The organism is Rubrivirga aquatilis (assembly GCF_046845665.1).
GTDB lineage: Bacteria > Bacteroidota > Rhodothermia > Rhodothermales > Rubricoccaceae > Rubrivirga.
This window is the reverse complement of record NZ_CP177355.1, coordinates 2,607,450-2,632,542: the sequence shown is the minus strand read 5'-3', so window position 1 is coordinate 2,632,542 and position 25,093 is coordinate 2,607,450. Positions and strand designations below refer to the sequence as shown.

28 protein-coding genes and 3 tRNA genes are annotated in these 25,093 nt (G+C 71.0%); 15 read left to right on the top strand and 16 right to left on the bottom strand.

Annotated elements, in window-relative coordinates; translation table 11 throughout:
- The first annotated feature begins 20 nt into the window (after positions 1 to 20).
- Positions 21 to 1,112 (top strand): UDP-2,4-diacetamido-2,4,6-trideoxy-beta-L-altropyranose hydrolase, encoded by a 1,092-nt coding sequence (gene pseG / locus ACLII4_RS11505; RefSeq protein ID WP_412067542.1) that lies wholly within the window; start codon positions 21 to 23, stop codon positions 1,110 to 1,112.
- Entirely contained in the window at positions 1,112 to 1,666 is a 555-nt protein-coding gene (pseH, locus tag ACLII4_RS11500) for a UDP-4-amino-4,6-dideoxy-N-acetyl-beta-L-altrosamine N-acetyltransferase (protein ID WP_412067541.1), read from the top strand. Before pseG ends, pseH begins: the two co-directional genes overlap by 1 nt.
- 10 nt (positions 1,667 to 1,676) lie before the next feature.
- On the opposite strand, the gene pseI is transcribed toward pseH, so the two are convergent.
- From pseI to ACLII4_RS11475, 5 genes are all read right to left on the bottom strand, one after another.
- Entirely contained in the window at positions 1,677 to 2,750 is a 1,074-nt protein-coding gene (gene pseI / locus ACLII4_RS11495) for a pseudaminic acid synthase (protein ID WP_412067540.1), read from the bottom strand.
- Positions 2,751 to 2,753: 3 nt separating this feature from the next.
- Positions 2,754 to 3,482, bottom strand: a complete 729-nt coding sequence (locus tag ACLII4_RS11490; protein ID WP_412067539.1) for a cytidylyltransferase domain-containing protein — start codon at positions 3,480 to 3,482, stop codon at positions 2,754 to 2,756.
- Positions 3,483 to 3,484: 2 nt separating this feature from the next.
- Entirely contained in the window at positions 3,485 to 4,630 is a 1,146-nt protein-coding gene (gene pseC, locus ACLII4_RS11485; RefSeq protein ID WP_412067538.1) for a UDP-4-amino-4,6-dideoxy-N-acetyl-beta-L-altrosamine transaminase, read from the bottom strand.
- On the bottom strand, positions 4,623 to 5,627 hold the full coding sequence (gene pseB / locus ACLII4_RS11480; RefSeq protein WP_412067537.1) for a UDP-N-acetylglucosamine 4,6-dehydratase (inverting): 1,005 nt from the start codon (positions 5,625 to 5,627) through the stop codon (positions 4,623 to 4,625). Before pseB ends, pseC begins: the two co-directional genes overlap by 8 nt.
- An 83-nt stretch (positions 5,628 to 5,710) precedes the next feature.
- A complete protein-coding gene (locus ACLII4_RS11475) occupies positions 5,711 to 6,016 on the bottom strand; it encodes a hypothetical protein (RefSeq protein WP_412070564.1) in 306 nt (101 codons plus the stop codon).
- Positions 6,017 to 6,452: 436 nt separating this feature from the next.
- On the opposite strand from ACLII4_RS11475, the gene ACLII4_RS11470 reads away from it, so the two are divergent.
- The 7 genes from ACLII4_RS11470 to ACLII4_RS11440 all read left to right on the top strand — a co-directional run bounded on the left by ACLII4_RS11470 (position 6,453) and on the right by ACLII4_RS11440 (position 12,295).
- A complete protein-coding gene (locus ACLII4_RS11470; RefSeq protein ID WP_412067536.1) occupies positions 6,453 to 8,069 on the top strand; it encodes a hypothetical protein in 1,617 nt (538 codons plus the stop codon).
- A 50-nt stretch (positions 8,070 to 8,119) separates the two neighbouring features.
- Entirely contained in the window at positions 8,120 to 8,971 is an 852-nt protein-coding gene (locus ACLII4_RS11465) for a sulfotransferase domain-containing protein (RefSeq protein ID WP_412067535.1), read from the top strand.
- Positions 8,972 to 9,125: 154 nt separating this feature from the next.
- Positions 9,126 to 9,797, top strand: a complete 672-nt coding sequence (locus ACLII4_RS11460) for a phage integrase SAM-like domain-containing protein (protein WP_412067534.1) — start codon at positions 9,126 to 9,128, stop codon at positions 9,795 to 9,797.
- Between the two features lie 51 nt (positions 9,798 to 9,848).
- On the top strand, positions 9,849 to 10,454 hold the full coding sequence (locus tag ACLII4_RS11455) for a hypothetical protein (RefSeq protein WP_412067533.1): 606 nt from the start codon (positions 9,849 to 9,851) through the stop codon (positions 10,452 to 10,454).
- A 458-nt stretch (positions 10,455 to 10,912) separates the two neighbouring features.
- Positions 10,913 to 11,482 (top strand): hypothetical protein, encoded by a 570-nt coding sequence (locus ACLII4_RS11450; protein ID WP_412067532.1) that lies wholly within the window; start codon positions 10,913 to 10,915, stop codon positions 11,480 to 11,482.
- Positions 11,483 to 11,754: 272 nt separating this feature from the next.
- Positions 11,755 to 11,880 carry a hypothetical protein gene (locus ACLII4_RS11445; protein WP_412067531.1) on the top strand — a complete coding sequence of 42 codons (126 nt, stop codon included), beginning with the start codon at positions 11,755 to 11,757 and terminating at the stop codon, positions 11,878 to 11,880.
- Positions 11,881 to 11,944: 64 nt separating this feature from the next.
- A complete protein-coding gene (locus tag ACLII4_RS11440; RefSeq protein WP_412067530.1) occupies positions 11,945 to 12,295 on the top strand; it encodes a hypothetical protein in 351 nt (116 codons plus the stop codon).
- A gap of 86 nt (positions 12,296 to 12,381) precedes the next feature.
- Here the strand turns inward: ACLII4_RS11440 and ACLII4_RS11435 are convergent.
- Positions 12,382 to 12,465 (bottom strand) — tRNA-Leu (locus tag ACLII4_RS11435).
- A gap of 154 nt (positions 12,466 to 12,619) precedes the next feature.
- Between ACLII4_RS11435 and ACLII4_RS11430 the strand changes: the two genes are divergently transcribed.
- A complete protein-coding gene (locus ACLII4_RS11430; RefSeq protein WP_412067529.1) occupies positions 12,620 to 14,659 on the top strand; it encodes a M1 family metallopeptidase in 2,040 nt (679 codons plus the stop codon).
- Between the two features lie 227 nt (positions 14,660 to 14,886).
- Here the strand turns inward: ACLII4_RS11430 and ACLII4_RS11425 are convergent.
- Positions 14,887 to 14,958, bottom strand: a tRNA-Asn gene (locus ACLII4_RS11425).
- A gap of 107 nt (positions 14,959 to 15,065) precedes the next feature.
- Complete coding sequence (msrA, locus tag ACLII4_RS11420) at positions 15,066 to 15,605, bottom strand: peptide-methionine (S)-S-oxide reductase MsrA (RefSeq protein ID WP_412067528.1); 540 nt, start codon at positions 15,603 to 15,605, stop codon at positions 15,066 to 15,068.
- 119 nt (positions 15,606 to 15,724) lie between these two features.
- On the opposite strand from msrA, the gene ACLII4_RS11415 reads away from it, so the two are divergent.
- Positions 15,725 to 16,489 (top strand): type 1 glutamine amidotransferase, encoded by a 765-nt coding sequence (locus ACLII4_RS11415; RefSeq protein WP_412067527.1) that lies wholly within the window; start codon positions 15,725 to 15,727, stop codon positions 16,487 to 16,489.
- On the opposite strand, the gene ACLII4_RS11410 is transcribed toward ACLII4_RS11415, so the two are convergent.
- From ACLII4_RS11410 to thiO, 7 genes are all read right to left on the bottom strand, one after another.
- Complete coding sequence (locus ACLII4_RS11410; protein WP_412067526.1) at positions 16,486 to 17,439, bottom strand: YheT family hydrolase; 954 nt, start codon at positions 17,437 to 17,439, stop codon at positions 16,486 to 16,488. The two genes, ACLII4_RS11415 and ACLII4_RS11410, sit on opposite strands and share 4 nt — an antisense overlap.
- A gap of 53 nt (positions 17,440 to 17,492) precedes the next feature.
- Positions 17,493 to 17,566, bottom strand: a tRNA-Arg gene (locus ACLII4_RS11405).
- A gap of 115 nt (positions 17,567 to 17,681) precedes the next feature.
- Entirely contained in the window at positions 17,682 to 18,494 is an 813-nt protein-coding gene (gene thiD, locus ACLII4_RS11400; RefSeq protein WP_412067525.1) for a bifunctional hydroxymethylpyrimidine kinase/phosphomethylpyrimidine kinase, read from the bottom strand.
- The gene (locus ACLII4_RS11395; RefSeq protein WP_412067524.1) at positions 18,491 to 19,162 is read right to left on the bottom strand and encodes a thiamine phosphate synthase; all 672 of its coding nucleotides are present in this window, start codon (positions 19,160 to 19,162) and stop codon (positions 18,491 to 18,493) included. Before ACLII4_RS11395 ends, thiD begins: the two co-directional genes overlap by 4 nt.
- Positions 19,162 to 19,983, bottom strand: a complete 822-nt coding sequence (locus ACLII4_RS11390) for a thiazole synthase (RefSeq protein ID WP_412067523.1) — start codon at positions 19,981 to 19,983, stop codon at positions 19,162 to 19,164. Before ACLII4_RS11390 ends, ACLII4_RS11395 begins: the two co-directional genes overlap by 1 nt.
- 1 nt (position 19,984) lies before the next feature.
- On the bottom strand, positions 19,985 to 20,194 hold the full coding sequence (gene thiS, locus ACLII4_RS11385; RefSeq protein WP_412067522.1) for a sulfur carrier protein ThiS: 210 nt from the start codon (positions 20,192 to 20,194) through the stop codon (positions 19,985 to 19,987).
- A gap of 62 nt (positions 20,195 to 20,256) precedes the next feature.
- The gene (gene thiO / locus ACLII4_RS11380; RefSeq protein WP_412067521.1) at positions 20,257 to 21,387 is read right to left on the bottom strand and encodes a glycine oxidase ThiO; all 1,131 of its coding nucleotides are present in this window, start codon (positions 21,385 to 21,387) and stop codon (positions 20,257 to 20,259) included.
- A gap of 38 nt (positions 21,388 to 21,425) precedes the next feature.
- On the opposite strand from thiO, the gene ACLII4_RS11375 reads away from it, so the two are divergent.
- The 4 genes from ACLII4_RS11375 (at position 21,426) to ACLII4_RS11360 (ending at position 24,262) form a co-directional block, all read left to right on the top strand.
- A complete protein-coding gene (locus ACLII4_RS11375) occupies positions 21,426 to 21,593 on the top strand; it encodes a hypothetical protein (RefSeq protein ID WP_412067520.1) in 168 nt (55 codons plus the stop codon).
- Positions 21,590 to 22,630, top strand: coding sequence for an NAD(P)/FAD-dependent oxidoreductase (locus ACLII4_RS11370; RefSeq protein WP_412067519.1), 1,041 nt, complete (start codon positions 21,590 to 21,592; stop codon positions 22,628 to 22,630). The genes ACLII4_RS11375 and ACLII4_RS11370 overlap by 4 nt, the downstream gene beginning before the upstream one ends.
- Positions 22,631 to 22,721: 91 nt before the next feature.
- Complete coding sequence (locus tag ACLII4_RS11365; protein WP_412067518.1) at positions 22,722 to 23,792, top strand: class I fructose-bisphosphate aldolase; 1,071 nt, start codon at positions 22,722 to 22,724, stop codon at positions 23,790 to 23,792.
- 68 nt (positions 23,793 to 23,860) lie between these two features.
- The gene (locus tag ACLII4_RS11360; protein WP_412067517.1) at positions 23,861 to 24,262 is read left to right on the top strand and encodes a hypothetical protein; all 402 of its coding nucleotides are present in this window, start codon (positions 23,861 to 23,863) and stop codon (positions 24,260 to 24,262) included.
- Positions 24,263 to 24,265: 3 nt separating this feature from the next.
- Here the strand turns inward: ACLII4_RS11360 and ACLII4_RS11355 are convergent, their stop codons facing one another.
- Positions 24,266 to 25,078, bottom strand: a complete 813-nt coding sequence (locus ACLII4_RS11355; RefSeq protein WP_412067516.1) for a class I SAM-dependent methyltransferase — start codon at positions 25,076 to 25,078, stop codon at positions 24,266 to 24,268.
- Positions 25,079 to 25,093: the final 15 nt, after the last annotated feature.

The following is a 25,093-nucleotide window of genomic DNA, read 5'->3' as shown; positions in this document are numbered from 1 at the left end:
CGCGACCTGCTCCCTCCCCGATGCCTCGCCTGGCCCGAGACGCGACGCGCGCCACCGTCCTCGTCCGCCTCGACGCGTCGGGGGCCGTCGGCGCCGGCCACCTGATGCGCCAGGTCGCCCTCGCTGAGGCCCTCGGGCGACACGGCGCCGAGGCGGTGTTCCTGATGGGCGGCGGCGGTCCGTTCCCCGGCCTCGCGCGAGAACGTGGCGTCCGGGTGGTGACGCTCGATGCGCCGAGCGGGTCGCCCAGCGACCTCGAACGCCTTGCGGCCCTCGCCGTCGACGTCGACGCGCGAGTCGTTGTCCTCGACGGGTACGCCTTCGACGCCGCCTACGTCGGCGCTGCATCGGCGCTCCGACCGACGGTCGTGTTCGACGATCTCGGCCACGTTCGGCTCCCCGCGGATGCCATCGTGAACGCCGCGCTCGACGCCGAGGCCCTCCCGTACGAGAGGCGTGAGGGCCGCCCGCGCCTCCTCCTCGGGCCAGCGTTCGTCCTGCTGCGCTCGGAGTTCGTCGGTCCCGCGCGGCCGGCCCCCGAGGCGGGGCCGAGGACCCGCCTCCTGCTCAGCTTCGGGGGCTCCGACCCGACCGAGGCCACGGCCCGCGTCCTCGGGACGCTCAGGGCTCCGCCGTTCGACGTGACCGTGGTTCGGGGCCCAGGCTGCTCGGCTTCGGAGGCGTTGGACGCGGCCGTCGCCACCGCCCGCTCATGGGGCCACGCCGTCGCCGTGCAGTCCGACGTCCGCGACATGGCCGCGCTCATGGAGGCGTGCGACCTCGCCATCGTCGCCGCCGGCACGACTCTGTGGGAGCTCGCCTCCCTCGGCGTGCCCACCGTCGCCTTTGCAGTCGCACCCAACCAAGAGCCGAACGCGACCCGGCTGCACGACGCGGGCGCCCTCCTCTACGGCGGTCGGATCGACGCGCTGACCGACGCCGAGCTGGAGACGTGGCTCGCCGACGTCCTCCATCACCCCGACCGGCTGGCCCGCCTCGGCGAGCGGGCGGCCACGCTCGTCGACGGCCGCGGCGCCGACCGTGTGGCTCGGGCTGTGCTCGAGGTGGCGGGGATCGGGACTCCCCTCCCCACCATCGCCCCGGGCCCGTGATGCGACTCGCCATTCGCGACCTCCGCCCCGACGACGAACCCCGCGTCCTCGCCTGGCGGAATCAACCGTCAGTCGCGCGGCACATGCTCACGGCCCACGTCATCACGGAGGCGGAGCACCGCAACTGGTGGCGGTCGGGCCGGACCGACGCCCGCTCCCGGTACTGGATCGTCGAAGCCGACGAGCAGCCTGTGGGCCTGTGGAGCCTCACCGACCTCACGGCCGACCGCTGCTCGTGGGGCTTCTACCTCGCCGACGAGGCCACGCGCGGCCAGGGCGTCGGGACGTGGGCCGCAGCGACGGTCCTCGACCACGCCTTCTCGGGGCTCGGCCTCCGTGACGTGTGGGCCGAGGTGCTCGTGGCCAACGCCCGGGGCCTCGCATTCCACTGTGCCCTGGGGTTCGTTGAGGACGGACGCCGAACGCTTCCCGCGACCGCCCACCGCGCGGCCGTCGAGGTCCGACGCCTCACGCTTCCCCGGGATCGGTGGGCGGCGGGCCGCGACGGCCTCCGTGCTCACCTCCAGACTCGAGGCCTGTGGGTACCTGACTGAGAGACGCGACCTACCCGGTCGTGCGACTGGGGTTGCCCGACAGCGCGTCCCACGTGAGCGGGGTGCCCGCGTCGAGGTCGTGCGCGACACTCCGGCCCATGACGTCGCCGAGGTGGCGGGGGTGGAGGCCGTGGCCCGGGCGCAGCACGCGGACGTTCGCTGGCGTCACCGCGCTGCCGGCCGGGATCGCCTCGGCGACCCACAAGGAGCGCCGGAAGGACCGATAGGGCCGTTCGCCGTCGGTCGGGCCCCACCCCTCCCCGCCCAGTGCGTCGTAGGCCTCGCGGACGGCCCGGACCATCCGGGCGAACTCGTCGGGCTCGAGCGAGAACGCCGCGTCCGGCCCGCCGTCGCCCCGTGCGAGCGTGAGGTGCTTCTCCACGATCCGCGCCCCCAAGGCGACGGCCGCGACGGGTACGGTCTCCCCGAGTGTGTGGTCCGACAGCCCCACCACGGTCCCGAACGCGTCCGTCAGTGCCCCCAGTCCGCGCAGGTTCATCTCGTCGGGCCGTGCAGGGTAGGCGCTCGTGCACGTCAAGAGCGCAATCTCGGACGCCCCCGCCTCGAGCAGCGTGGTGACGGCCTCGTCGACCTCCTCGCGCGTCGCCAGCCCCGTGGACACGATCACCGGCTTTCCCGTCGCCGCGACCGCCCGGAGCAGTGGGAGGTCCACGATCTCGAACGACGCCACCTTGTAGGCAGGCACGCCCAGCCGATCGAGGGCGTCCACTGTCGCCGCGTCGAATGGCGAGGAGAACAGGTCCAAGCCCAGCCCTTCGGCCAGAGTCTTGAGCCGCGGGTGCCACGCCCAGGGCGTCGCGGCCCGCTCATACAGCTCATAGAGCGTCGTGCCGCCCCACGGCGTGTCGTCGGAGACACGGAACGGGGCACGGTCCGACCGTAGCGTCATCGAGTCGGCGGTGTACGTCTGGAGCTTGACGGCGTCGGCGCCGGCGGCCGCCGCGGCCTCTACGATCGCGACGGCTCGGCCCACGTCCCCGAGGTGGTTCGCCGACATCTCGGCGACGACGTAGGGCGGCGTGTCGTCCGCGATGCGCCGCGATCCGATCGTGATCTCGTTCATGCGCTAGACCGGCTTCTGCTCGATGTGATCGTTGAGGGCCCGCCAGTCGGGGTGTCGGGCGAGGCAGGCGAGGAGGTCCGGGTAGTCGAAGGCCGGACGCCCGCCGAGGTCGGCGTAGACCCGCGAGAGGAGCGCGTAGTCCTCCGGCGTGTCGAGGGTGAGGCGGAGGTCGCTGTGATCAGCGGTGTCGGTGACGGAACGGAGTCGGAACGCCTCGGGGCGGCGCCAGACGTAGGGCGTCACGTGCTCGCGCTCGTCGGGGCGCCGGGCCTCGGCCGCGGCCCGCTCCAGGGCCCCGCGCGCGATCACCTCGGTGTCGAGGCCCCGCGGGAACCGCCGCGCCAGCGTGTTCGAGGCGTAGTCGCACGGCGCGGCGAGGAACGCGGCCAAGACGCGCGCGGAGACCGAGGGGCAGAGGAGCGGACAGTCTCCGGTGAGACGGACGACGACCTCGGCGTCGACGTGCCGGGCCGCCTCGCAATATCGGCCCAGCACGTCGTCGGTCGCGCCCCGGACGACATCGACGCCCCCGATCCGCTCCACGACCTCGACCAGGGCATCGTCCTGCGCTTCTTGAGTCGTGGCGACCACGATGTCGGTGAGCCCGTCGATGCGGCCCACGCGTTCGACGACGCGCTCGATGGCGGGCTTGCCGCCGAGATCGAGCAGGACCTTGCCTGGGAGCCGTGTCGACCCCATCCGGGCCTGCACGATGGCTGCGACGCGGGGCACCGCTAAAGCACCTCGGCGACGGCCCGTCGCACGCGGTCCACGACTGACTCCACGTCGTCGTCACTCAGCGCCGGGTAGAGGGGCAGCGACAGGCACTCGCGATAGTGCGCCTCGGCGACGGGGTGGTCGCCCCGGCGGTGGCCGAGCCGCTGGTACGCCGGGTGGTAGTGGACGGGGATGTAGTGGACCTGCACGCCCAGCCCCAGTTCGCGGAGGCGCAGGAAGAGCCGCTTCCGCTCGGTCCCGTCGCCGCGTACGCGGACGACGTAGAGGTGCCACGCTGACCGGACGCCGGCGCGCACGACCGGGAGCCGTAGCGCGTCGAGGTCGGCGAACGCCTCGCTGTACCGGACGGCGATGGACCGGCGCCGCTCCACGAACGCCCCGAGGCGGGCGAGCTGCGCACGCCCCAGCGCGCACTGGAGGTCGGTGATGCGGTAATTGAGCCCGACCTCGTCGATCTCGTACCACCACGGGCCCTCGGCGTCGGCCAGCTCGTCGGCACGGCGGATGCCGTGCGATCGGAAGCGGCGGGCCGCCGCCGCGAGGTCGGCGCGGTCCGTAACCAGGGCGCCGCCCTCGCCCGTCGTGACCACCTTGACCGGGTGGAAGCTGAACGCCGTCAGCGCCGCGAGCGTCCCGACAGGCCGGGTACCGACGCTGGCCCCCAGCGAGTGGGCCGCGTCGGCGACGACCGGGAGGCCGTGCCGATCGGCGACCGCCCGGATCGCGTCGTAGTCGGCGGGGTGGCCGGCGTAGTCGACGGCACAGATGGCACGCGTCCGGTCGGTGACGGCGTCGTCGAGGCGGGCCGGGTCCAGCGTCGCCGTGTCGGGCTCGACGTCGACGAACCGGACCGTCGCCCCGAGGTGGAGGGCGGCATTCGCCGTCGACGCAAACGTCATGGGCGAGGTGACCACCTCGTCGCCGGGGCCGACCCCGAGCGCGGCGTAGGCCGCGTGCAACGCGGCCGTCCCTGAGCTGACGGCGACGGCGAGGGCGGCCCCCGACACCTCGCTCAGGGCCCCTTCGAAGCACTCCACCTCGGGCCCCGTCGTGAGGAAGTCCGAGCTGAGGACGGCCCGGACCGCCTCGACGTCGGTAGGTGCGATGTCCTGCCGGCCATAGGGGAGCGGACGCTCAGACACGGCCGATCGCCTCCCGAAGCTCGTCGGTGCCGATCCACTCCGGGTTGGTGTCGCTCCGGTACGAGAACCCGTCCGGGAGGGGCGCCCACCCGTTCAACGCGCCCGTCGGCCCCGCCCCCGGCCGGACGACGTAGCACCGCCCCGCGTCCACCGACCGGCGCGCGTCGTGCGCACTGATCAACTCCTCGTGGAGCTTCTCGCCGGGCTGGATCCCGATCACCGCCAGCTCGGCGCGCGGGGCGACAGCCCGAGCCAGGTCGACGATGCGGAAGCTCGGCAGCTTGGGCACAAACACCTCGCCCCCTTCCATCGAGCCCAGGCACGCCAGCACAAACACCGCCGCCTGGTCCAGCGAGATCCAGAACCGGGTCATTCGCTCGTCTGTGATCGGGAGCACGCCTGCCTCGGCGTGGCGCTGGAACACGGGAAGCACGCTCCCCCGGCTGCCGAACACGTTGCCGTAGCGGACGACCGAGAACCGCGTGCGGTGGGCGCCGACGTACGAGTTGCCGTGGACGAACAGCTTGTCGCTCACCAGCTTCGTGGCACCGTAGAGGTTCGTCGGGCTGCACGCTTTGTCCGTGCTGAGCGCGACGACGCGCTCGACATCCCGGTCGATCGCCGCCTCGATGACGTTCTGGGCCCCGTGGATGTTGGTCTTGACCGCCTCCATCGGGTTGTACTCCGTCGCCACCACCTGCTTGAGCGCCGCCGCATGGACCACGATGTCGACCCCGTCGAAGGCGCGGAGGAGGCGGGCGTGGTCCCTGACGTCCCCGATGAAGAACCGCAGCCGGTCTTCGTCCGGGTGCTGCTGGCGGATCTCCCACTGCTTCAGCTCGTCGCGGCTGAAGATGATCACGCGGCGCACGCCTGTCGTCTCGAGCACGGCCCGCGTGAAGGCCCGACCGAACGATCCGGTCCCGCCCGTCACCAGCACCGACTTCCCATCCAAGGCACTCGCAACGGGGCGGTCGGAGGCAAGGCGGTGAGACACGGCCGGACGGGAGGGGGCTGGAAGCTAGTGCCGCGAAGCCGAAGGCTCCGCTCAGGCGTGTGGGAGCCCTGCTGCATTCCCCGTTAGGGGGAGTGCAAGCCGCCCTGCCCCTGCTCGATAAGGTCGGATACGCGCGTATCCCACCCCTTGGTCAGCAAGTGCTCGACCGACGCCCGGTCAGCGACACGGTGGACCGAGCCGCCGGCCGGCCGGGGCGTCCTCTGGCAGGTGCCCGCGCGGATCGCTGGCCAGGGCTCCCGGAACAGGGCCTGGATCGCGTGGTGCAGCCGGCGGTACGTGGTCGCCAGCGTGTCGGTCTCGGGCTCGACGGGGACCTCGCGCTGCGCGACCGGATCCCCAGTGTCGATCGTCGCGTCGACGTAGTGGATCGAGACGCCAGACGGCGTGCCATCGATGACACTCCAGAGGGTGGGGTCGCCCCCCGGTTCCAGGGCAGGAACGAGATGTGGGGGTTGACCATCCGGTCGTCGGCGAGCCCAACACGCTCGACATCGATGAGGTGGCGATACCCAAAGCTGATGCTGAACGAGACGTCGGCGGGTGCCCCCTTGCCGTCGAGAGGGCGGGACTGGTATGCGACATAGTTCCCGCGCTCTCGGAGCCAGTCGCCTAAAGGCGACGGCGTCTCGCTGAGAAACAAGATCGTCTCGCCCTCGGGAAAGGCGGCCATGGGGCGTGGGGACGAACGGAGGGCCAAGGAGGATAGTCGAGTTGGAGAACCGGGCGGCACTCCCCCCCTAGTTTGTCTACGCAGACCCGTCGGCCCGGCCGATGCGGGCCGGTCCCGTCGTCTTGCCTCTCGCCATGACTCGCGCAACTCTCCGAGGCCTCCGTTCCGACGCCGCGACCCTCCTGGGCCTCCCCCTCTGGGAGGCCACGTCGTCGCTGGCACTGCAACCCGAGGCCCGCCTGCTCGCCGACGTGGCCCGCCTTGGGGCCGACCTCCCTACGGAACGGACCGGTCCCCGCATCCTGTTCGTGAGCCTAAAGCCATCGTGGACGGGTAACGTGGCCTACGAGTCGGTCCTGGCCCTCGCGCTCTCGCTGCGCGGCGCGGACTGCTCGTTTCTCCTCCAGGGCGAGGCTCTGCCCATGTGCGACCAGCGGTGGTACCGGCACACGGCCCCGACACGAGCCCGTGTGATCGAGATGTGGGCCGGCGCGTTGGAGCGGCACCTTCCTTTTCCGGTCCACCGACTGGAGTCTTTCGCGGACCACTCCGGGGCTGAGCCCGACCATATCTCCGACCTCGGCCCGATCATCACGCCCTCCATGCGACGGTTTTACCGCCGCGCCCACCTCCCCGGCGACGCCCGCGGCACCCGGCTCCGGCGGGCGTTTCTCGGCGCGGCCCGGACCCTCGCCACCACGTTGCCGCGCGCGCTCGACGCGTATCTCCCCAAGGCGGTCGTAACGGTCAATGGCTCGTTCTTTGGTGAGCGCTTGCTGCTCGACCTGTGCCGGGAGCGGGAGATCCCGATCTACACTTACGAGCCGGGCTTCATGCGCCACACCCTTCAGTTCCGCCTCGACGGGGCCGCCACGAACCGCGACTGCCCGGCCGCCTGGGCTGCCGTCCAGGACAATCCGCTCACGGAGGCGCAGCGCGCCAGCGTCCGCGCAGTCCTCGCCGACCGCTGCCGCGGGGCCTCCACGGCGCTTACCCATCGGCCGCGCGCCGACGAGGCGGCGGTCCGCCGAACGGCTGGGATCCGAGCGGGGCGCCCCCACGTGTCCCTGTTCACCAACGTCGTGTGGGACGTCGCCGTGCAGGACCGCGCGATCGCCTTCCGCGACCTCTACGATTGGATCGACACGACGGTCTCGTTCTTCCGTGACCGCCCCGAGGGGGGGCTCACCCTCCGCATCCACCCTGCCGAGGTGACATCGCGGGCCGGGCGGACCGTCGAGCCGGTCGCGGACCATCTCGCCGCCCGGTTTGCCACACTCCCGGACAACGTCACGCTTGTCCCGCCGGAGGCGCCGCTCAACGCCTACCAACTCGTCGAGCACAGCGACGCCGTGCTCGCGTACACGTCGACGATCGGGCTAGAAGCCGCGCTCATGGGGCGGCCCACGGTCGTCGCGGCCAAGACCCACTACCGCGGGAAAGGGTTCACCCTCGACCCCTCTACCCCAGAGGCGTACCTCGACCTCCTCGGCCACGCGGCCTCCGGCACGCTGCCCACACCCGACGACCCGGACGCGGCTTGGCGCTACGCGTACGCCTTCTTTGGGCTCGCCCACATCCCATTCCCCTTCCTCGGCACGAGCGAGCCGGGACGGTTTCGGGGGATCGACGTGCCTGACCTCGGCTCCCTTGCGCCCGGCCAGTACGCGGGGCTCGACGCAATCTGCGACGCGATTCTGGAGGGTCGCGAGCCCCTCGCACCCGAGGCGTCGGCGCCCACCGCGTCGTGATCGAGCGCGCCCGATCCGTCTGGCAGAGCGGCCGGGCCTTTGGTCTCCAGATGCAACGCACCCTCGGGACCCCCTTCCAGTCCCTGCGGCGTGAGGCCGCGCGGCACCGTGGCGACCACCGACCGCGCCTCCAGATCGTGGTCTGCGGCTACCCTCGCGGCGGCACGTCGCTCCTGTACAACATGCTGAGCGCGTCGCTCGACGGCGTCGCCTTCGAGCCGTTCGAGGCCCCGGCGCACGCGAGTTTGTGGCGCTTCGGGGACCGGGCTTCCAAGCGCCCAGTCGACGTGTTCGACCTTGCCGACCTCCCGCGTCGGAACGTCCATGGCAAGGCGATCCACGTGGTCCTTGTGGTGCGGGATCTCCGCGACGTTCTGACCTCGGTCCACCCGAACGCGCCGGACCGCTACTTTATCGGGTACGACCGGCGCTGGAGCGTGCAGGGCACCTATCCCTATCGTCTGAGGGAGGTCTCGGGCGGGGTACGAGAGGTCCACGCGGCAATTCAGACGGCCACCCAGCTCGCGGGGGTCGCCGCTCATGTGGTCCGGTTCGAGGACCTCGTGTCCGACCCCGAGACGGTCCAAGCCACGCTGGAAGCCGGCCTCGGCGTCCCCTTCACGCGGCCCATCTCCGCCTTTCATCTCGCGCCGGAGCGCCACGCCTACCGCTACGAAGGCGGGCGGCGCCCCGTGGCCCCCGGCCTCGTTCGGTGCAACGACCCGGTCGACCCCGCGCGGACTGGGCGGTGGCGGGCTCCCCAGCACCTTCGACGGGTCCTCGATCTGTTCACCCGCCACCCGGACCTCCTCGCCATGCTCCAGCGCCACGGGTACGAGCCCGACGCCTCGTGGCTCGACAGGGTCCGTTCGGCGCCGGCGGAGAGCCGCCCCCGGTCGTAGTGCCGCGAGCCTTCCTGAACGCAAAAGGGCCGCCGAGATCGCTTTCAACGGCCCCCCTGGGGTGCCCGAGACTGAAGCACGGGGCGATATCAGTCGAGGCCGGTGCGGAGCGAGATCGGCCTTCCCGCACTGCGTTGCGCGGGTGTGACGCTACTTGACACCCCTTGATACTAACATAGGCCGTGGAAACCTGTACCCGGACCTGTACCTATGGCCACCGTCACCCCGATCCCTCCGGCTGCCAAAAGCGAGGCCTGACGGGCACGCGCCGCCCTGGCTCCGGTTCTCCGACGCCCGGGGCACGGTGTATCACTCGCTCGGAATCTATCTCCACCCCCGCCATTGGAACGACCGAAAGCGGGAGGTCCGCAAGGGGCACCCCCACGCCGAGCGGCTCAATGGGATTATCGCCAAGCGGCTAGCCGAGGTCGAGGAGGAGCGACTCCGTTTGATCATGGATCGGGAGCCCGTCATTCTCGACGCCCTGCGTGAGGCCGTGGCCCCTCCCCCACCCCAGGAGGACTCCGCCAGGTGCTTCCTCGCGTACGTCGAGCGGTTCCTAAAAGGCGTGGGCAAGGGGGGCAACGTCCGGCGGGTCCGGCGGGAGTCCGTCGTCGTCGGCAAGCTCCGCGCGTTCATCGAGGCGGACGGGGGCACACTCCCCTTCGAGCGGATCACCCCCCAGTTCCTCCGCGACTATGAGGCCCACCTCCTCGGTGTGAAGAAGAACAAGGCGTCCACGGTCCACGCCAACGTCGGCGTCGTCAAGATCCATTTCCGCCGGGCCATCCGGGAGGGGCTCGTGTCCCGAGAGGCCGACCCGTGATTCTCGTACTCCCCCGGCCTGGCACAGCGGCCCGACCGGCCGAAGCTGACGGTGGACCAACTCCGCGCGCTCGAGCGGCTCGACCTCGGGCATGGTGGACCCGGGGCGAGCCTGGAGGCCCGGACCCGGGACGTGTTCCTGTTCTCGCTCTACGCGGCCGGCGTCCGGTTCGGAGACGTCGCCGGGCTCCGGTGCGGCGACGTGACGCCGGACCCCGATGCCGAGGGCACCCTCCGGCTCTCCTACCGCATGGGCAAGACGAAGAAGCGCGTGGCCGTCCCGCTCATCCCCCAGGCCGCCGCCATCGCCCGTGCCTACTCGACGGACGCCAGCGGGGAGCCGAAACCGCCCGGCGCCTTCCTCTTTGGGATGCTCGACGTGGCGCTCGACCTCGACACCGACGGGACGGCCCAGTGGTTCGGGGGCGCCCGCCGCTGGCTCCTCTGCCCCGGCCCCTCCGCAGCCCGCCCGTGCGGTCGGAGGGTCGGGACCGTCCACCTGCCCGCCGGGGCGACGCGGTTCGCGTGCCGGGCCTGTCACCGGCTCACGTACCGGAGCCGGCAGGAGTCGCGGAAGTGGGACTCGCTCTACCGACGGCTCGCCGAGAGCACCGGGGCCACGCCCGGCGACGTCCGCCGCCTCCTCGCCGCCCCATAGCGCCCGACCTCACGAACGTCCCCCCGCCCATGCAGCCGCTCCTCTCGCCCGATCTCCACCCCGACGGCCCGCTCGACCTATCGAAGGAGAGGCCACTCATTAGCGTGTCCGGCGGTGTGAACTCGGCCGCGCTCCTCGTCTACCTCGGCGCCGTGATGCCGCCCGAGCGGCGGCCCACCTCGATCGCTAATGAGTTATTTTTTATCATGTTAGGTTGCCAACTTATAGTTTGTTAGGTAGCAGTGCCGAGGCGCTCCGCCCTCCCCCTTAAGCGACGCGACGGAGTTCTCGGGGGCGCCGCGGCGTTGCCCCGGACGTACAGGGTCGGCCCGGGCGGGGGCGTTCCGGGTGCGCGGCCTATGGTTTGACAGTGGGACCCCGGCCCAGGGCGGCACCGCCGCCCACGACCGGCCCCCGCTCACATCCTTCCCTTAGACGCTCCGCAGGGGCCGCGCACCATGACCCGCTTCTTCTTAACCCTCGCCCTCGCGCTCGGCCTCGTGGCCGGGGCCAGTGCCCAGGCCCAAGACCACAACACGACCCGCTCCAACCAGGCCGGCGACAACAACTTCGCCGACGTCGACCAGGTCGGCGAGGACAACGACGCCGACGTGAACCAGTCCGGCGACGACAACTCCGTCTTCGTCGACCAGATCTCCACCGGCAGCAACGACGCCGTCGTGAACCAGTCCGGCGACGACAACTCCGTCTTCGTCGACCAGATCTCCACCGGCAGCAACGACGCCGTCGTGAACCAGTCCGGCGACGCCAACACGGCGATCGTCACGCAGGGTACCCCCCCCTTCGCTAGCGGCGGAAACTCGGCCGACGTCACCCAGATCGGCGACGGCAACTACGTCCTGATCGACCTTGAAAGCGACAGCAACGACGCCGTCGTGAACCAGTCCGGCGACGCCAACACGGCGATCGTCACGCAGGGTACCCCCCCCTTCGCTAGCGGCGGAAACTCGGCCCACGTCACCCAGATCGGTGACGGCAACTCGGCGTCGTTCACGCAGGGCAACTAAGCCTCTGACGCCGGAGGTGTTGGGGCCGCCCGACGGACTATGAGGGCGACCCGTGTGCAGTCTGCGCGTTCGACTGAAAAGAGTCTTGATGGGCTAAGCTCTCCCTGTACTTTTTAGGGTCCGCCAAGTGACTGTGGGGTGTCACGGTCCGCCCTGACTGTTGGACATGGGCAAGTACCCGTCCCCTCCCGCTTCCACGGCACGCTCTCCGTCGTCGCCGTCGAGCCCGGCCGCTACGAGATCGGGGGGATCAAGACGCCGACCGGCGCCCCGTGTCCTGTACCCCGGACCTCCTCGACGAGATCGAGACCTCGATCGAGTTCGAGCTCCAGTGCGCCAAGTACGAGGCCCTCCTCTTCGATTGCGAGGACCCGGCCCTCATCGCCCTCTACACCTAGCCGGCCGGCGCCCGGGGTCGGCACCGGCCCCGGGCACCCCTCGACTCTCCAGACCCCTCGACCGATGTACGACACCCTCCGCACCCTCGACGACCCCGCCGACCTTGCCCGCTACCTCGACCTCAAGGCGGAGCGGAAGCGGATCGACGCCGAGATCAAGGTCTTAGAGCCGGTGATCTACTCCGCCCTCTTGGACGAGGACGGCTCCACGGCCGACCTGCTCGGCCACACGCTCGCCGTCCGCACGCGCCGGACCTACGAGTACAGCCCGGCCATGGAGCGGCTCAGCGACGAACTGAAGGCCCTCAAGACGTACGAGGAGAAAGCCGGGGTCGCCTCCTGCACGCGGGCCACTGGCTTCGTCACCGTCCGTAAGGCCCCGCCTGACGAGACGGCGCTCCGCCGGGCCGCCTGAGTAAAAACCTGTACCTGGGCCTGTACCAACAAAAACAATAAGGCCCCTAAGTCGTTGTGACTTAGGGGCCTAGCCCGAAGGCTCTGTGCCCGAGACTGGAATCGAACCAGCACGTCCGTAAGGACACACGACCCTGAATCGTGCGCGTCTACCAATTCCGCCACTCGGGCAGCGGGACCACAAGCTAGGCACGCACCCGGCCGGACCGCCAGCGCGCCGGGTTCTCCACGGCAACTCCACCGGGGCCGCGAGACCACAAGCGGCTATCTCGCGGCGCTACCCTTAGACCGCTCCCCGTTCGCACCGCTCGCCACGTCCCCCCGCATGACCCTCCGCTCGCTTCTCGTCGCCGCCCTCGCCCTTGCCGCCAGCGCCCCCAGCGCCCAGCGCGTCCAACCGTATCCCGTAATGCTGCCGCCCCAGGTCGAGCAGGCCATCGCGAACGGGACGCGGACCACGACCGGCGAGCCCGGCCCGACCTACTGGACCAACCGAGCCGACTACGCCATCGACGCCCGCCTGGACGCGGAGACGATGACGCTCTCGGCGACCGGTACCATCACGTACCACAACGCCTCGCCCGACTCGCTGGCGTTCCTCGTGATGAAGCTGCGCCAGAACGTCCACGCCCCAGGCGTGCCGCGTAACCGGCCTGTGACCGTCACCGGCGGGATGACGCTGGCGCGGCTGTCGGTCGCCGGGGCCGACTTCTTGGACGCCTCGCAGGCCGAGACGCCCGGCGCATACGGCGGGACCGTCGAGCCCGGCGAGTACGCCGTCCAGGGCACGATCCTAACCGCCGCGCTCCGCGAGCCGCTCGCGCCCGGTGCGTCCGTCGAGATCGGCGTCGCCTGGAGCTTTGTGATCCCGCCCCACACCGGCACGTACCGCCAGGGGACCGACGGCGAGGTCGTCTACCTCGGCTACTGGTACCCCACGGTCGCCGTCTACGACGACGTCTACGGCTGGCACACCGACCCGTACCTCGGCATGGGCGAGCACTACCTGGAGTTCGGCGACTTCCGCTACTCGCTCGACGCCCCAGCCGACATGCTGGTCTACGGCACGGGCCGGATCACGAACGAGGCCGAGCTCTACAGCGCCCGCACGCAGGGGCGGCTGGCGCGAGCGATGAGCACTGACGACGTCGTGTCGGTCGTGGGGCCGGGCGAGCACGCCGAAGCCCTCGCGCCCGCGCCGTCCGGCCGCCGCGTCTGGCGCTTCGCCGCCGACGACGTGCGCGACGTGGCGATCTCCGCGAGCGCGAGCTACGTCTGGGACGCGACCCACGCCAAGGTCGACCAGGACGGCGACGGGACGCCCGAGGCCGTCGGCATCCACGCCTTCTACCGGCCCGACGGCGTCCGCCCAACGGTCGCCCCGTGGGACCGCGCGGCCGAGTTCGCCCGGTTCTCCATCGAGCACCTCTCGGAGATGCTCTGGCCCTACCCCTGGCCCCACATGACGGCCGTCGAGGGCATCATCGGCGGCGGCATGGAGTACCCCATGATGACGTTGATCGGCGGCGACCGGACCGACGCCCGCTTGTTCTCGGTGACGTACCACGAGATCGCCCACATGTGGTACCCGATGATGGTCGCCACGAATGAGAAGGCGTACACCTGGATGGACGAGGGGCTCACGTCGTTCAACACGAACGAAGGGATCGCCGCCTTCTGGGACGGCTCTGCGCCGGACCGCGAGACCATCGAGGCGTGGCGCCGGGACCGCCAGGCGCACTACCTGCTGGCGGGGTCCGGCTATGCCGTCGAGCCGATGCGCCACAACGACCGCTACCCCATCGGCGGGGGCACGAGCCAGGTGGACCCGGTCGGGGGACGGGCGCGCGGGATCGCCTCGTACTCGACGCCGGCCGTGGCGCTCCACGCCCTGCGCGGGGTGTTCGGGGCGGACCGGTTCTGGGACGCCTACCGCGCCTACGGCCAGCGCTGGCGCGGCAAGCACCCCCTGCCCTACGACCTGTTTAACACCTTCGAAGACCGGCTGGGCCAAGACCTCGACTGGTTCTGGACACCGACCTTCTTTGAGACCTGGACCGTCGACCACGCGCTCGGCGCCGTCGAGACGCTTGCCGATGGCACGACGCGCGTCCACATCGACGACCTCGGGCTGGCGCCGATGCCCGCGACCCTCCGGGCCACGTTCGCCGACGGCTCGACAGCCGATCAACAGGTCCCTGTTCGGACCTGGCTCGATGGCGCGACCGAGGCTCACGTCGTCTTCGGCCGCACCGACGTGGTGTCGCTGACCCTCAACCCCGACGGCTTCGTCTTCGACGCCGACCCGAGCAACGACACCTGGAACGCCGACAGCGAGGGCGCGACCGGCGAGACGTCCGACTGATTCCCCGGCGGCGGCTTGTGGGGACACCCTCCCACCAAGCCGCCGCCGGTGTCAGACCTGGAGATCGAGCCGTCGCCTATGGCCTCGAAGGACTCGGCGTGGACCTGCTCGGCCTTGCCCTACCGAGTGCCGCGCCGTGCTCCACCCGTGTGCGTTAGTCCGAACACCGACCGCACCACCCCAAACGGGAATCGCCCGCCACCGGGAAGGAAGCGGGCGATTCGAGGCGGGCTCGGTAGGATTTGAACCTACGACCGTCCGGTTAACAGCCGGATGCTCTACCACTGAGCTACGAACCCATCGGGCGTCGACGCTGGACGGCGACGCGAACCGAAGGTAGGCCCCGACGCGGGCGGGGCGCAATCGCCGAGGCGGTCGGCCCCACCCTTTCACGTCACGTTCTCAGCTACGCCGCGAGACGGTCGAGGTAAAGCGCCCGCAGCTTCGACACCTTGGGAGCGATCACGGCCTGGCAGTACGGCTGCGCGGGGTTGCGGGCGTAGTAGTCCTGGTGGTACGCCTCGGCCGGGTAGAACGACGCCAGCGGCTCGATCTCGGTCACGATGGGATCGGGGAAAACGCCCTGCTCGGTCAGCTCCGCTCGGACGGCCTCAGCGGTCTCCCGCTGCGTGTCGTCGGTGACGTAGACGCCGGATCGGTACTGGGTGCCCCGGTCGGCGCCCTGCTGGTTCAAGGTCGTCGGGTCGTGCGTCGTGAAGAAGACGATGAGCAGGTCGCGGAGCGAGACCACGTCTGGGTCGAAGGTGACCTCGACGACCTCGTTGTGACCGGTCTGCCCGGAGCACACCTCGCGGTACGTCGGGTTGGCGACGTGGCCGTTCGCGTAGCCGGAAACGACCTCTGTGACGCCACGGAGGGGCTTCATCACGGCCTCGACGCACCAGAAGCAGCCGCCGCCGAGGACGATGGATTGGGTCTGAGTCATGGATTCGATGGGTGGAAATGGATCGGTAAACGCGTTCCCGTGGACGCGGCTCCGTACTGCCGCCTTACCCGGGACACGCGCCGCACGTGGGGCGTAGACCCTGCCATTCCCCGGTGCACATGGCCCCCGACCTCGACCGCGTCCGCGTCCGCCTCGTCCAGATTCGCACCCGCCCGGAGGTGCTGACGGAGGAACGTGCCAGCTTCCAGAAGCGGACCGGGATGGCGGCGGCGAACCTCCTGTCTGCGAATGCCCTTGACGAGATGATCACGACCGATTGGCTCGACGGCGTCGACGCGGTCATGATCGGCGGGGCCGGGGCGTACTCGGTGACCGAGACGTACGACTGGACCCCGGCGCTCATCGACCTGTGCCACGCCTGCGCCGACCGCCAGCTCCCCCTGTTCGGGTCGTGCTGGGGCCACCAGTTTGTTGCCCGCGCCTTCGGCGGCGAGGTGGTGAACGACCCGACGCGGGCGGAGATGGGGACGCACCGAGTCTCCCTTACCGATGCCGGACGCCTCGATCCGTTGTTCTCGACGCTGCCTGAGACCTTCGGCACCCAAATGGGCCACCAGGATCGGGTCGCTCGGCTGCCCGACGGCGCCGTCGAGCTGGCGTCGAACGGGCGAGCTCCGTTCCAGGCGTTTCGACTCGGCGACGCGCCGATCTACGGGACGCAGTTCCACTCCGAGCTCGACGTGGAGACCGAGCGCCAGCGGCTGGTGGCGTATCGCGATCACTACCCCGAGATCGCCGGTGACGCGGAGTTCGACGCCGTGATCGACGCGCTCTACGAGACGCCCGACGCCGACGACCTGCTGCGCCGCTTCCTGATGCTCTTCGCCGTCGAGGACGGGGCGGAGCGACTGGCGGTCGGCTAGCGTGCTGCGTCGAAGAAGGTGCCGACGACGGTGTCGGCCCATGAGGTCAGGTCGCCGCGCAGGAACGCGACGTGCCCGCCCCACCGCGGCGCCAGCAAGCGGAAGGGGCCGCCGAGGTCGGACGGGAAGCACGACGGCGACAGGAACGGGTCGTCGAGCGCGTTGAGGAGCAGCGTCGGCACGCGGATGTCGCCGAGGACCGGCAGCGCCGAGGCGTTCGCGTAGTAGTCGGCGGCGCTCGTGAATCCGTTGAGCGGAGCCGTCACGTGGTCGTCGAACGCGGCGAAGCTGCGGGCCGACAGCGCGGTGTCGAGGTCGGGCGCGTCGGGGAAACGGCCCACCTTCTCGGCCAGCTTGCCGACCAGCTTGGGCAGGAAATAGCGCATGTAGGGCGCTCGCGTCGTCCGCGCCAGCACGGCGCCCGACGCCGCGAGGTCGACCGGCACGGAGACGCCCGCCCCGGCGACGATGCGCGGATCGAGAGACGCGCCGTGCTCGCCGAGCCACCGCAGCGTGAGGTTGCCGCCCAGGCTGAAGCCTGCGACCGCGACCACGTCGGCACCGCCCGCGAGCACATGCGCAACGACGGCGTCGAGGTCCTCCGTGGCCCCGCTGTGATAGGTGCGGAGCAGCCGGTTCGGCTCTCCGGAGCAGCCCCGCAGGTTCCACGCGCAGACGCCCCAACCCCGCGCCGCGAGCGCCTGCGCCAGCCCACGCACGTATGCTCGGTCCGTGCTCCCCTCCAGCCCGTGGGCCACGACGGCGACCCGAGTGCGGCCGGGCCCGACCCAGTCGAGATCCAAAAAGTCGCCGTCTGCCAGCTCCAGCCGCTCGCGCTGATACTCAACGTCCTCGACGGTCCGGAAGATGGAGCCGACGGCCGTCTGCACGTGGCCGCTGCGCAGCCATAGCGGCGGGCGGTACGGGAGGAGCGTCGCGAGCGGGTCCATCGGAGGCGTGGCACAAAAGCAAAGCGCCCCCCGCCCGAGGGCGAGGGGCGCTGTACGCCCGAGAGGATTCGAACCTCTGACCTTCGCATCCGTAGTGCGACGCTCTATCCAGCTGAGCTACGGGCGCAAGCGGCGGGTTTCCCCGGCTGCAGGGTCAAGATAGCCCGCCCCCGAACGGCCTCAAATGAAGACGGGCCGAACGCGCCAGCCACCGCGACCCTCTACGGAGCGCGCGAACGGACTCACCCGTGGGCCTCGGTCCCGGTGAGAAACCAGAAGTGGCGCGTGGGCCCATGGCCGGCGCCGATGTCGAGACTGTGGAGAATGGCCTGCTGGAGGTAGCGCCGCGCGGCGCCGACCGCATCAACGATGTCAAGCCCCCGGGCGAGGTTGGCGGCGATGGCGCTGGCGTACGTGCAGCCGGTCCCGTGCGTGTTGGGCGTGTCGATGCGCGCCTGGCGGAAGAGCGTCTCGCCGTCGGCGGTGAGCAACAGGTCGACCGCGTCGGGCTCGTCGTCGAGGTGGCCGCCCTTGATGAGGACTGCGCGGGGGCCGAGGTCGAGCAGCTGGCGGGCTGCGCGGCGGGCATCGGAAAGCGAGCGGACGTCGCGGCCGGTCAGGCGGGCGGCCTCGTGGGCGTTCGGCGTCAGCAGGTCCGCCAGCGGCAGCATCCGCCGAACGACGGCGGCGACGGCCTCGGGGTCGAGCAGCGGATGCCCGCCCTTCGACACCATGACGGGGTCGACCACGACCGGCCCCAGCCCGTGCCGCGCGATCCCGTCGGCGACGGCCTCCACAATCTCGGGCGACGCCAGCATCCCGGTCTTCACCGCCCCGACCGGCAGGTCGCTGGCGACCGCGTCGACCTGGGCGGCCACCACGTCGACCGGCACCTCGTGCACGGCCGTGACGGCGACCGTGTTCTGCGCGGTGATCGCGGTGACGACCGACATTCCGAAGACGCCGTGCGCCTCGAAGGCCTTCAGGTCGGCCTGGATGCCAGCGCCGCCCCCCGAGTCGGAGCCGGCGATGGTGAGGGCGGTGGGGATGGTCATCGTAGGCGGGTGGGGTCGTCGGTGGCGCCGAGGGCGTTGAGAAACTGGCGGACCGTCTTTCGCTCGTCGAACGCGAACAGCAGCGACGAGATCACCGCCGCGCCGTGCGCCCCGACGAGCCGAGCGATGCGGGCCCGGGGGGGCGTCATCCCGCCCAAGGCAAGGATGGGAAGCTGCGATCGCTCGGCCGCCAGCCGAAGCGGGTCGATGCCGGCGGGCACGGCGTCTGGATGCGTACGCGTGGCAAAGACGGGCGACAACGTCGCGTAGGCGGCGCCCTCCTTGGCGGCCCGGAGCGCGGCGCTGGCGGAGTGGGCCGAGACGCCGAGCGGGCCGACGAGCGCGGATTCTCGAGCTGTCCGCAGCGACGCGCCGCGCCGACCCACGTGGAGTCCGGCGCCAATGTCGAGGGCAACCGCCAGCCGGCCGTGGACCGAGACGAGGACGTCAGGGTTGACGTCGCGCACGGCTCGCGCAAGCTCAGTGGCCACGCTCGCGAACGCCGTCCGGTCGGCGTCGTGGTCGCGAAGCGAGACCCAGGGCACCCCGGCCTCGACGAGCGAGACCGTCCGCCGGCGGATCGTCGTGGCGTCGAGCTCCACCCGGCCCGTCACGAACCCGTCGGCAATGAGCAGCAGGCGCGGAATCGGCCCGGACGCCCCCGCCATCAGTCGAGGTCGACGCGGCCGTCGTCGGGGGTGGAGGCCTGGGCGTAGAGGCGGCGCGGGATCCTTCCGGCGCCGTAGGCCAGCCGTCCGGCGGCGACCCCATGTCGGATGGCGGCGGCCATGCGTGTGGGGCGCTCGGCGCCCGCGACGGCCGTGTTCAGCAGGACGGCGTCGTAGCCCAACTCCATCGCGCGCGCCGCATCCGAGGCCGTCCCGATCCCCGCGTCGACGACGAGGGGCACGTCGGGGAGGAGCTCGCGGATGATGCGGAGCGCGTACGGGTTGACGAGCCCCATGCCACTCCCGATCGGCGCGCCGAGCGGCATCACCGCCGCGCAGCCGATGTCAGCGAGCTTGCGGGCCGTGATCGGGTCGTCGCCGCAGTACGCAAAGACCTCGAAGCCGTCGGCCACCAGTTCCGAGGCCGCTTTCAAAAGTTGGACGGCGTCCGGATACAGCGTCTCGTCGTCGCCGATCACTTCGAGCTTGACCCAGTCGGTCTCCAGCGCCTCGCGGGCAAGCTGGGCTGTAAAGATGGCCTCCTTCGCGGTGTAGCAGCCGGCGGTGTTGGGAAGCAACCGGAGCGGTTCGCCAGCAGGTGTCCGAAGCTCGCGGAGCGCGCCCAGCATCGACGGGCCGGACGCGTCGGACAGGTCGAGGCGGCGGACGGAGACCGTCGCGATCTCGGCGCCCGAGGCGCGGACGGCATCGAGCATCGTCTGCAAGCTCCGGTAGCGGCTCGTTCCGATGAGCACGCGGCTGGCGAGCGTGACGCCGCCGACGGTCCAGGTATCAGAGAGGGTGTCGGTCGTGGTGTCCACGTCAGCCCCCTTGCGAGGCGGTGATGATCTCGACCCGGTCACCCTCGCCGACGGTCGTCCCCGACCAGTCGGAGCGGCGGACGACGTGATCGCCGACGGCCACGGCGACGCCGGGCATGGCCGGGTCCCGACCTAGCGCTTCGAGCAAGGCGTCGATGGCGAGGGGCGCCGCCAGTTCGCGGGGCTCGCCGTTCACGGTGATCTGAGGCATGGTGATGGTCGTGCGTGAGACAGAGACTCTTGCCCTCCGAGTGAGATCCGGGCGCCGCGTGCTCAATCGGCGAAGCGGCGGGGCGAGAACGGCGCGAGGACCTCCGAGACGGCGGGCATCCCCGCGAGCGCGCGGTCCACCTCGGCGGCGACTTCGGCGGCAGAAACGGGCGCGAGCAGCACGCCGTGACGATAGTGACCGGTGGCATAAAAGACGCCCGGGTGCAGGCTCTGCCCGAGCAACGGCGCGTGGTCTTGCGACGCGGGCCGGAAGGACGCCCACGCCTCCTCGAACGCCAGTTCCTCAACCCCGGGGACGAGTTCGACGGCGCCTTCCAGGAGTCGGTACAGCCCGCCCGCCGTCACCTCGCCCGTCGTCACGCCGTCCTCGCTGGTGGCCCCCACCACGAGCCTCCCGTCGGCCTTGGGCACGAGGTACGCGTCCGGGCCGCGCACCGTGTACGTCAACTCGACGCCCACGACCGACCGCAGCGCGAGCGCCTGCCCCTTGACGCCCCGCACGGCGGGGGCTGGCTCCAGCCCCCCGATGCCCGCGCTCCACGCCCCCGCCGCCAGCACCACGGCGCTGGCGGCCACCTCCGCCCCGCTCGCGAGCCGGACCGACGGCCCGTCGGCGTCAGGACGAACCCCCACCACCAGCGCCCCCTCCCGGACCTCGACGCCCGCCGCGCGAGCGGCTCGCGCGAGAGCTCGGACGACCGCGCGGTTGTCCACTTGATGGTCGTCGCGAGTCAGGATGGCGGCGGGGAGGCGGGGCGACAGCAGCGGCTCGAGGTCGCGCGCGTCGTCGCCCGAGAGCCACTCGACGGAGGCGCCGTTCCGGGACTGGAACTCGAACAGCCGCCGCAGGGATCGCGCGCTGTCGCGGTCGTCGGCGACCGCCAGCGTCCCGGCGTCGCGGTACCCCAGATCGATGCCGCTGGCCGCTTCGAGACGACGGGCAAAGTCGGGCCACCGGCCCAGGCTCTCCAACGACAGGGTGTACAGGTCCAACTCCTCGAAGCCAAGCTCGGCCGACGGCGCCAGCATACCGGCGGCCGCCCACGACGCGCCCCGTCCGACAGTGTCGCCTTCGAGGAGCACGACGCGCCGTCCCCGCTCGGCCAGCGCCCAGGCCACGCCGAGCCCGGCGATCCCGCCGCCGATCACGGCCACGTCATAGGTCTGGGTCACGGTCTCTCGGCTAGCTTCCGCAAGCTACCGACCGGCCAATGACGACTCTTCGCCTTCTGATCGCCCACGTCCTCGAGACTGCCGACATCTACGCAGAGGCGTCGGTCGCTCTCGATCCGCGCAGCCGCCAGTGCTGGTGTCTGTATGCATCGCACGGCTTTGAGATCATGTCTCTGGTGCCCCGCCTTGCCGCCGAAGCCGAGTGACAGCGGACGTCGTGATCTCCGGGGCGGGCTTGGCGGGGGCGTGCGCGGCGCTCGTGCTGAGCCGGGACCGGGACGTGATCGTCGTCGAGGCGGAGCACCCGGCGGCGGGCGCCAGCGGAGCAGCGGCAGGGCTGGCGAACCCGTTCATGGGACGAAAGGCGCGTCCGGCCTGGCGGCACGCCGAGGCGCTGGGGGCGCTGGGGGCGCTCACCGAGGAGGCTGGCGTCCAGCTGCGACGGACCGGCATCGTGCGCCCGGCCCGCTCGCGCGCCCAGGCTGAGACGTTCCGCCTGCAGGCGGAGGCGTTCGACGGACTCGACTGGCTCGCAGCGGATGCCAGCGCGGAGCGGTTCCCCCTGGTGGCCGCGCCACACGGCGTGCTGTGGGTGGCCGACGGCGCGTCCGTCGACGTGGCCCGGTTCGTCCGCGCGGCGCTTGCCGTGGCGGAAAGCCGTGGCGCCCGCGTCGTGACGGGGCGGGTGACAGAACTGCACGCAGGTATTGCAATAACGGGCAATACAGCTCTGACTGGGCGCCACGTCGTCGTGGCGGTCGGCGACGGGTTCGCCGAGCTCCCCTCGCTAGCGCACCTCCCCTTCCACCGCGTCAAGGGCCAGACGGTGACGCTGGCGCGGCCCGCGAGCCTGCCCCCCGATCACCCCGCCGTCGCGGGCGCAGGCTACGTCGTGCCGGGTGCAGACGGCGTCGTGGCGGGCGCGACGTTCGAGCACACGTTCGCCAGCACTGCCCCCGACCCGGCACGCGACGCCGGGTTGAGCGCGACGGCCACCGCGCTCGTTCCGCCGCTCGCGGGCGCCGCCGTACTCGGCCGGAGCGCGGGGGTTCGCCTGACTGTCCCCGCCTCGGTCTCCCCGAATCGCCTGCCGCTCGCGGGGCCGCTGCCCGGCCTCCAAGGTGTCTGGGTGATCGGCGGGCTCGGCGCCAAGGGGTTGATGACGGCCCCCCTCATCGCCTCCCTCCTGCCCGACGCGCTCGCGGGGCGCCGACCGCTCCCGCCGGAGCTGTGGCCGATCTAAATCCCGGCCGCCCCCGGGAAGCGGTTCCATCTCCGGCGCCCGCCGCCCGACCCCCGCTATCTTTTCGCCTCCTCTGACACCCGCCCCCGACATGTCCCAGCCCTCCATCCAGGACCACCTCGGCGACGAGGCCGACTCCCTCCTCGGCTTTTCCGAACCGGCCATCTCGAAGGACCGCCTCCACCTGCCCGGCCCGGACTGGGTCTCGCGCACGTTCGGCCCCAGCGACCGCTCGATCCCGGTGATGCGCTCCCTGGAGCAGCTCTATTCGCACGGCCGGCTCGGCGGGACGGGCTACCTCTCGATCCTGCCCATCGACCAGGGCATCGAGCATTCCGGCGGCGCGTCGTTCGCCAAGAACCCCGACTACTTCGACCCCTCCAACATTATCGACCTGGCGATCGAGGGTGGGTGCAACGGCGTCGCGACGACGTACGGCGCGCTCGGGAGCGTGGCGCGGCAGTACGCCCACAAGATCCCGCTCATCTTGAAGATCAACCACAACGAGCTGCTCACGTACCCCAACACGTTCGACCAGATCATGTACGCCCGCGTCGAGGAGGCGTGGAACATGGGCTGTGTGGCGATCGGCGCGACGATCTACTTCGGCAGCGAGAACGCGGGCCGTCAGATCCAGGAAGTCTCGCAAGCCTTCGCGGTCGCCCACGAGCTCGGCTTGGCGACCATCCTGTGGTGCTACACCCGCAACGCCGGCTTCAAGGTCGACGGCGTCGATTACCACGCGTCCGCCGACCTCACCGGCCAGGCCAACCACATCGGGGCGACGCTCGAGGCCGACATCCTCAAGCAGAAGCAGCCGACCAACAACGGCGGCTACAAGGCGCTCAACTCGGGCGACAGCTCGTACGGCAAGCTCGACGAGCGGATCTACACCGAGCTCGCCAGCGACCACCCCATCGACCTCACGCGCTACCAGGTGGCGAACGGCTACATGGGCCGCGCGGGTCTGATCAACTCGGGGGGCGGCTCGGGCGCGAACGACTTCGCAGACGCCGTGCGGACGGCCGTCATCAACAAGCGCGCGGGCGGGATGGGCCTCATCTCGGGCCGTAAGGCGTTCCAGCGCGAGCGGTCGGAGGGCGTCCGCCTGCTCAACACGATCCAAGACGTCTACCTCGACGACTCCGTGACGGTCGCCTAACAATCGCTGCATCTTCCCGAGAGGGGCTTCGTCTAGCGGCGGAGCCCCTCTCTTCGTCTCCCCCCGCCATGAAGCTCCCCGACTGGATTCTCCCCGCCCTTAACGCCGTCCTGCTGGCGTTTGCGTTCTTCGGCTTTGCCAGCGTCGACGAAGACACGCTGATGGTGATGGCGCTGCTGGCGATGATCACCGCCGTGCTCAACATCGGCGTGCTGATCCATCACTCCCGCACGCGCGTCGGAGAGCCCACCCCGGCTATGCGAGTTGAGACGACGATGGACGAGCTCGATGTCCACGCCGTGCTCGACCTCGACGCCCGTCTGGAAGCCCTGGAGAACGCCCAGCACGACGCCGTCGACGCGGCACGCTGGCGGGCGCTCGTCGAGAGCGGGCAGGTAACGGGGCCGGGCGCGGAGCCGCTGGCGGCTGGGCCCAACAAGCGCCGCAACGGAGCCGCCGACCACGCCTAGCCGCTACACCTCGGGCCGCTCGAACACCAGCAGGTGCTGCTGGGGGAGCACGTCGAGGTTGTCGACGAACCGGAAGCCGGCGGCCTCGACCTCGAGGCGCGCTTGCGCCTCGGTCATCTTGTGGAGCCGGCGGATCGGCACCTCGGCGTCCTCGGCCCGGTACTCCACGAGCATCAGCCGCCCGCCGGGCCGGGTCGCCTCGAAGATCCCCGCCAGCATCTCGCGCGGGTGCGAGAACTCGTGGTACGAGTCGACAACTAGCGTCAGGTCGGTGGAAAGCGGGCGCAGGCCTGGCGACGTTTCGGTCCCGAGCACGGGAGCCACGTTGTCGTACCCCTCCTCCTCCGCTCGCGCCTCGACGATGCGCAGCATCTCGGGCTGGATGTCGATGGCGAACACCCTGCCGTCGGGGACGAGCGGCGCGAGGCGGAACGTGAAGTAGCCCGTGCCCGCGCCCAGGTCGGCGACCACGTCCGAGGGGCCGATGTCGAGCGCGGCGATCAAGTCGTCGGGCCGCTCCTCGCGCTCGCGGTCGGGGCGCTCCAGCCACGCCGCGCCCCGGTGGCTCATCACCCGGGCGATCTCCCTCCCCATGAAGTAGCGGCCGGTCCCGTCGTCCGACGCTGGGCCGGCTTCGTAGACGACCGCCCCGTCCTGCCCGAAGTCCTGGATCTCGATCCGCGTCGACTCCGCCAGCGACTGGCGCGGCACCTCGCTCGGCCGCTCCGGCGACTGCGCCCGGCAGCCGACCGCCAGCACGGCGACCGCGAGCAGGGACAGGGTCAGGCGCATCCGGGGGGCGAGGGGTTCGGTCATAGAGCCGCAGCTCGG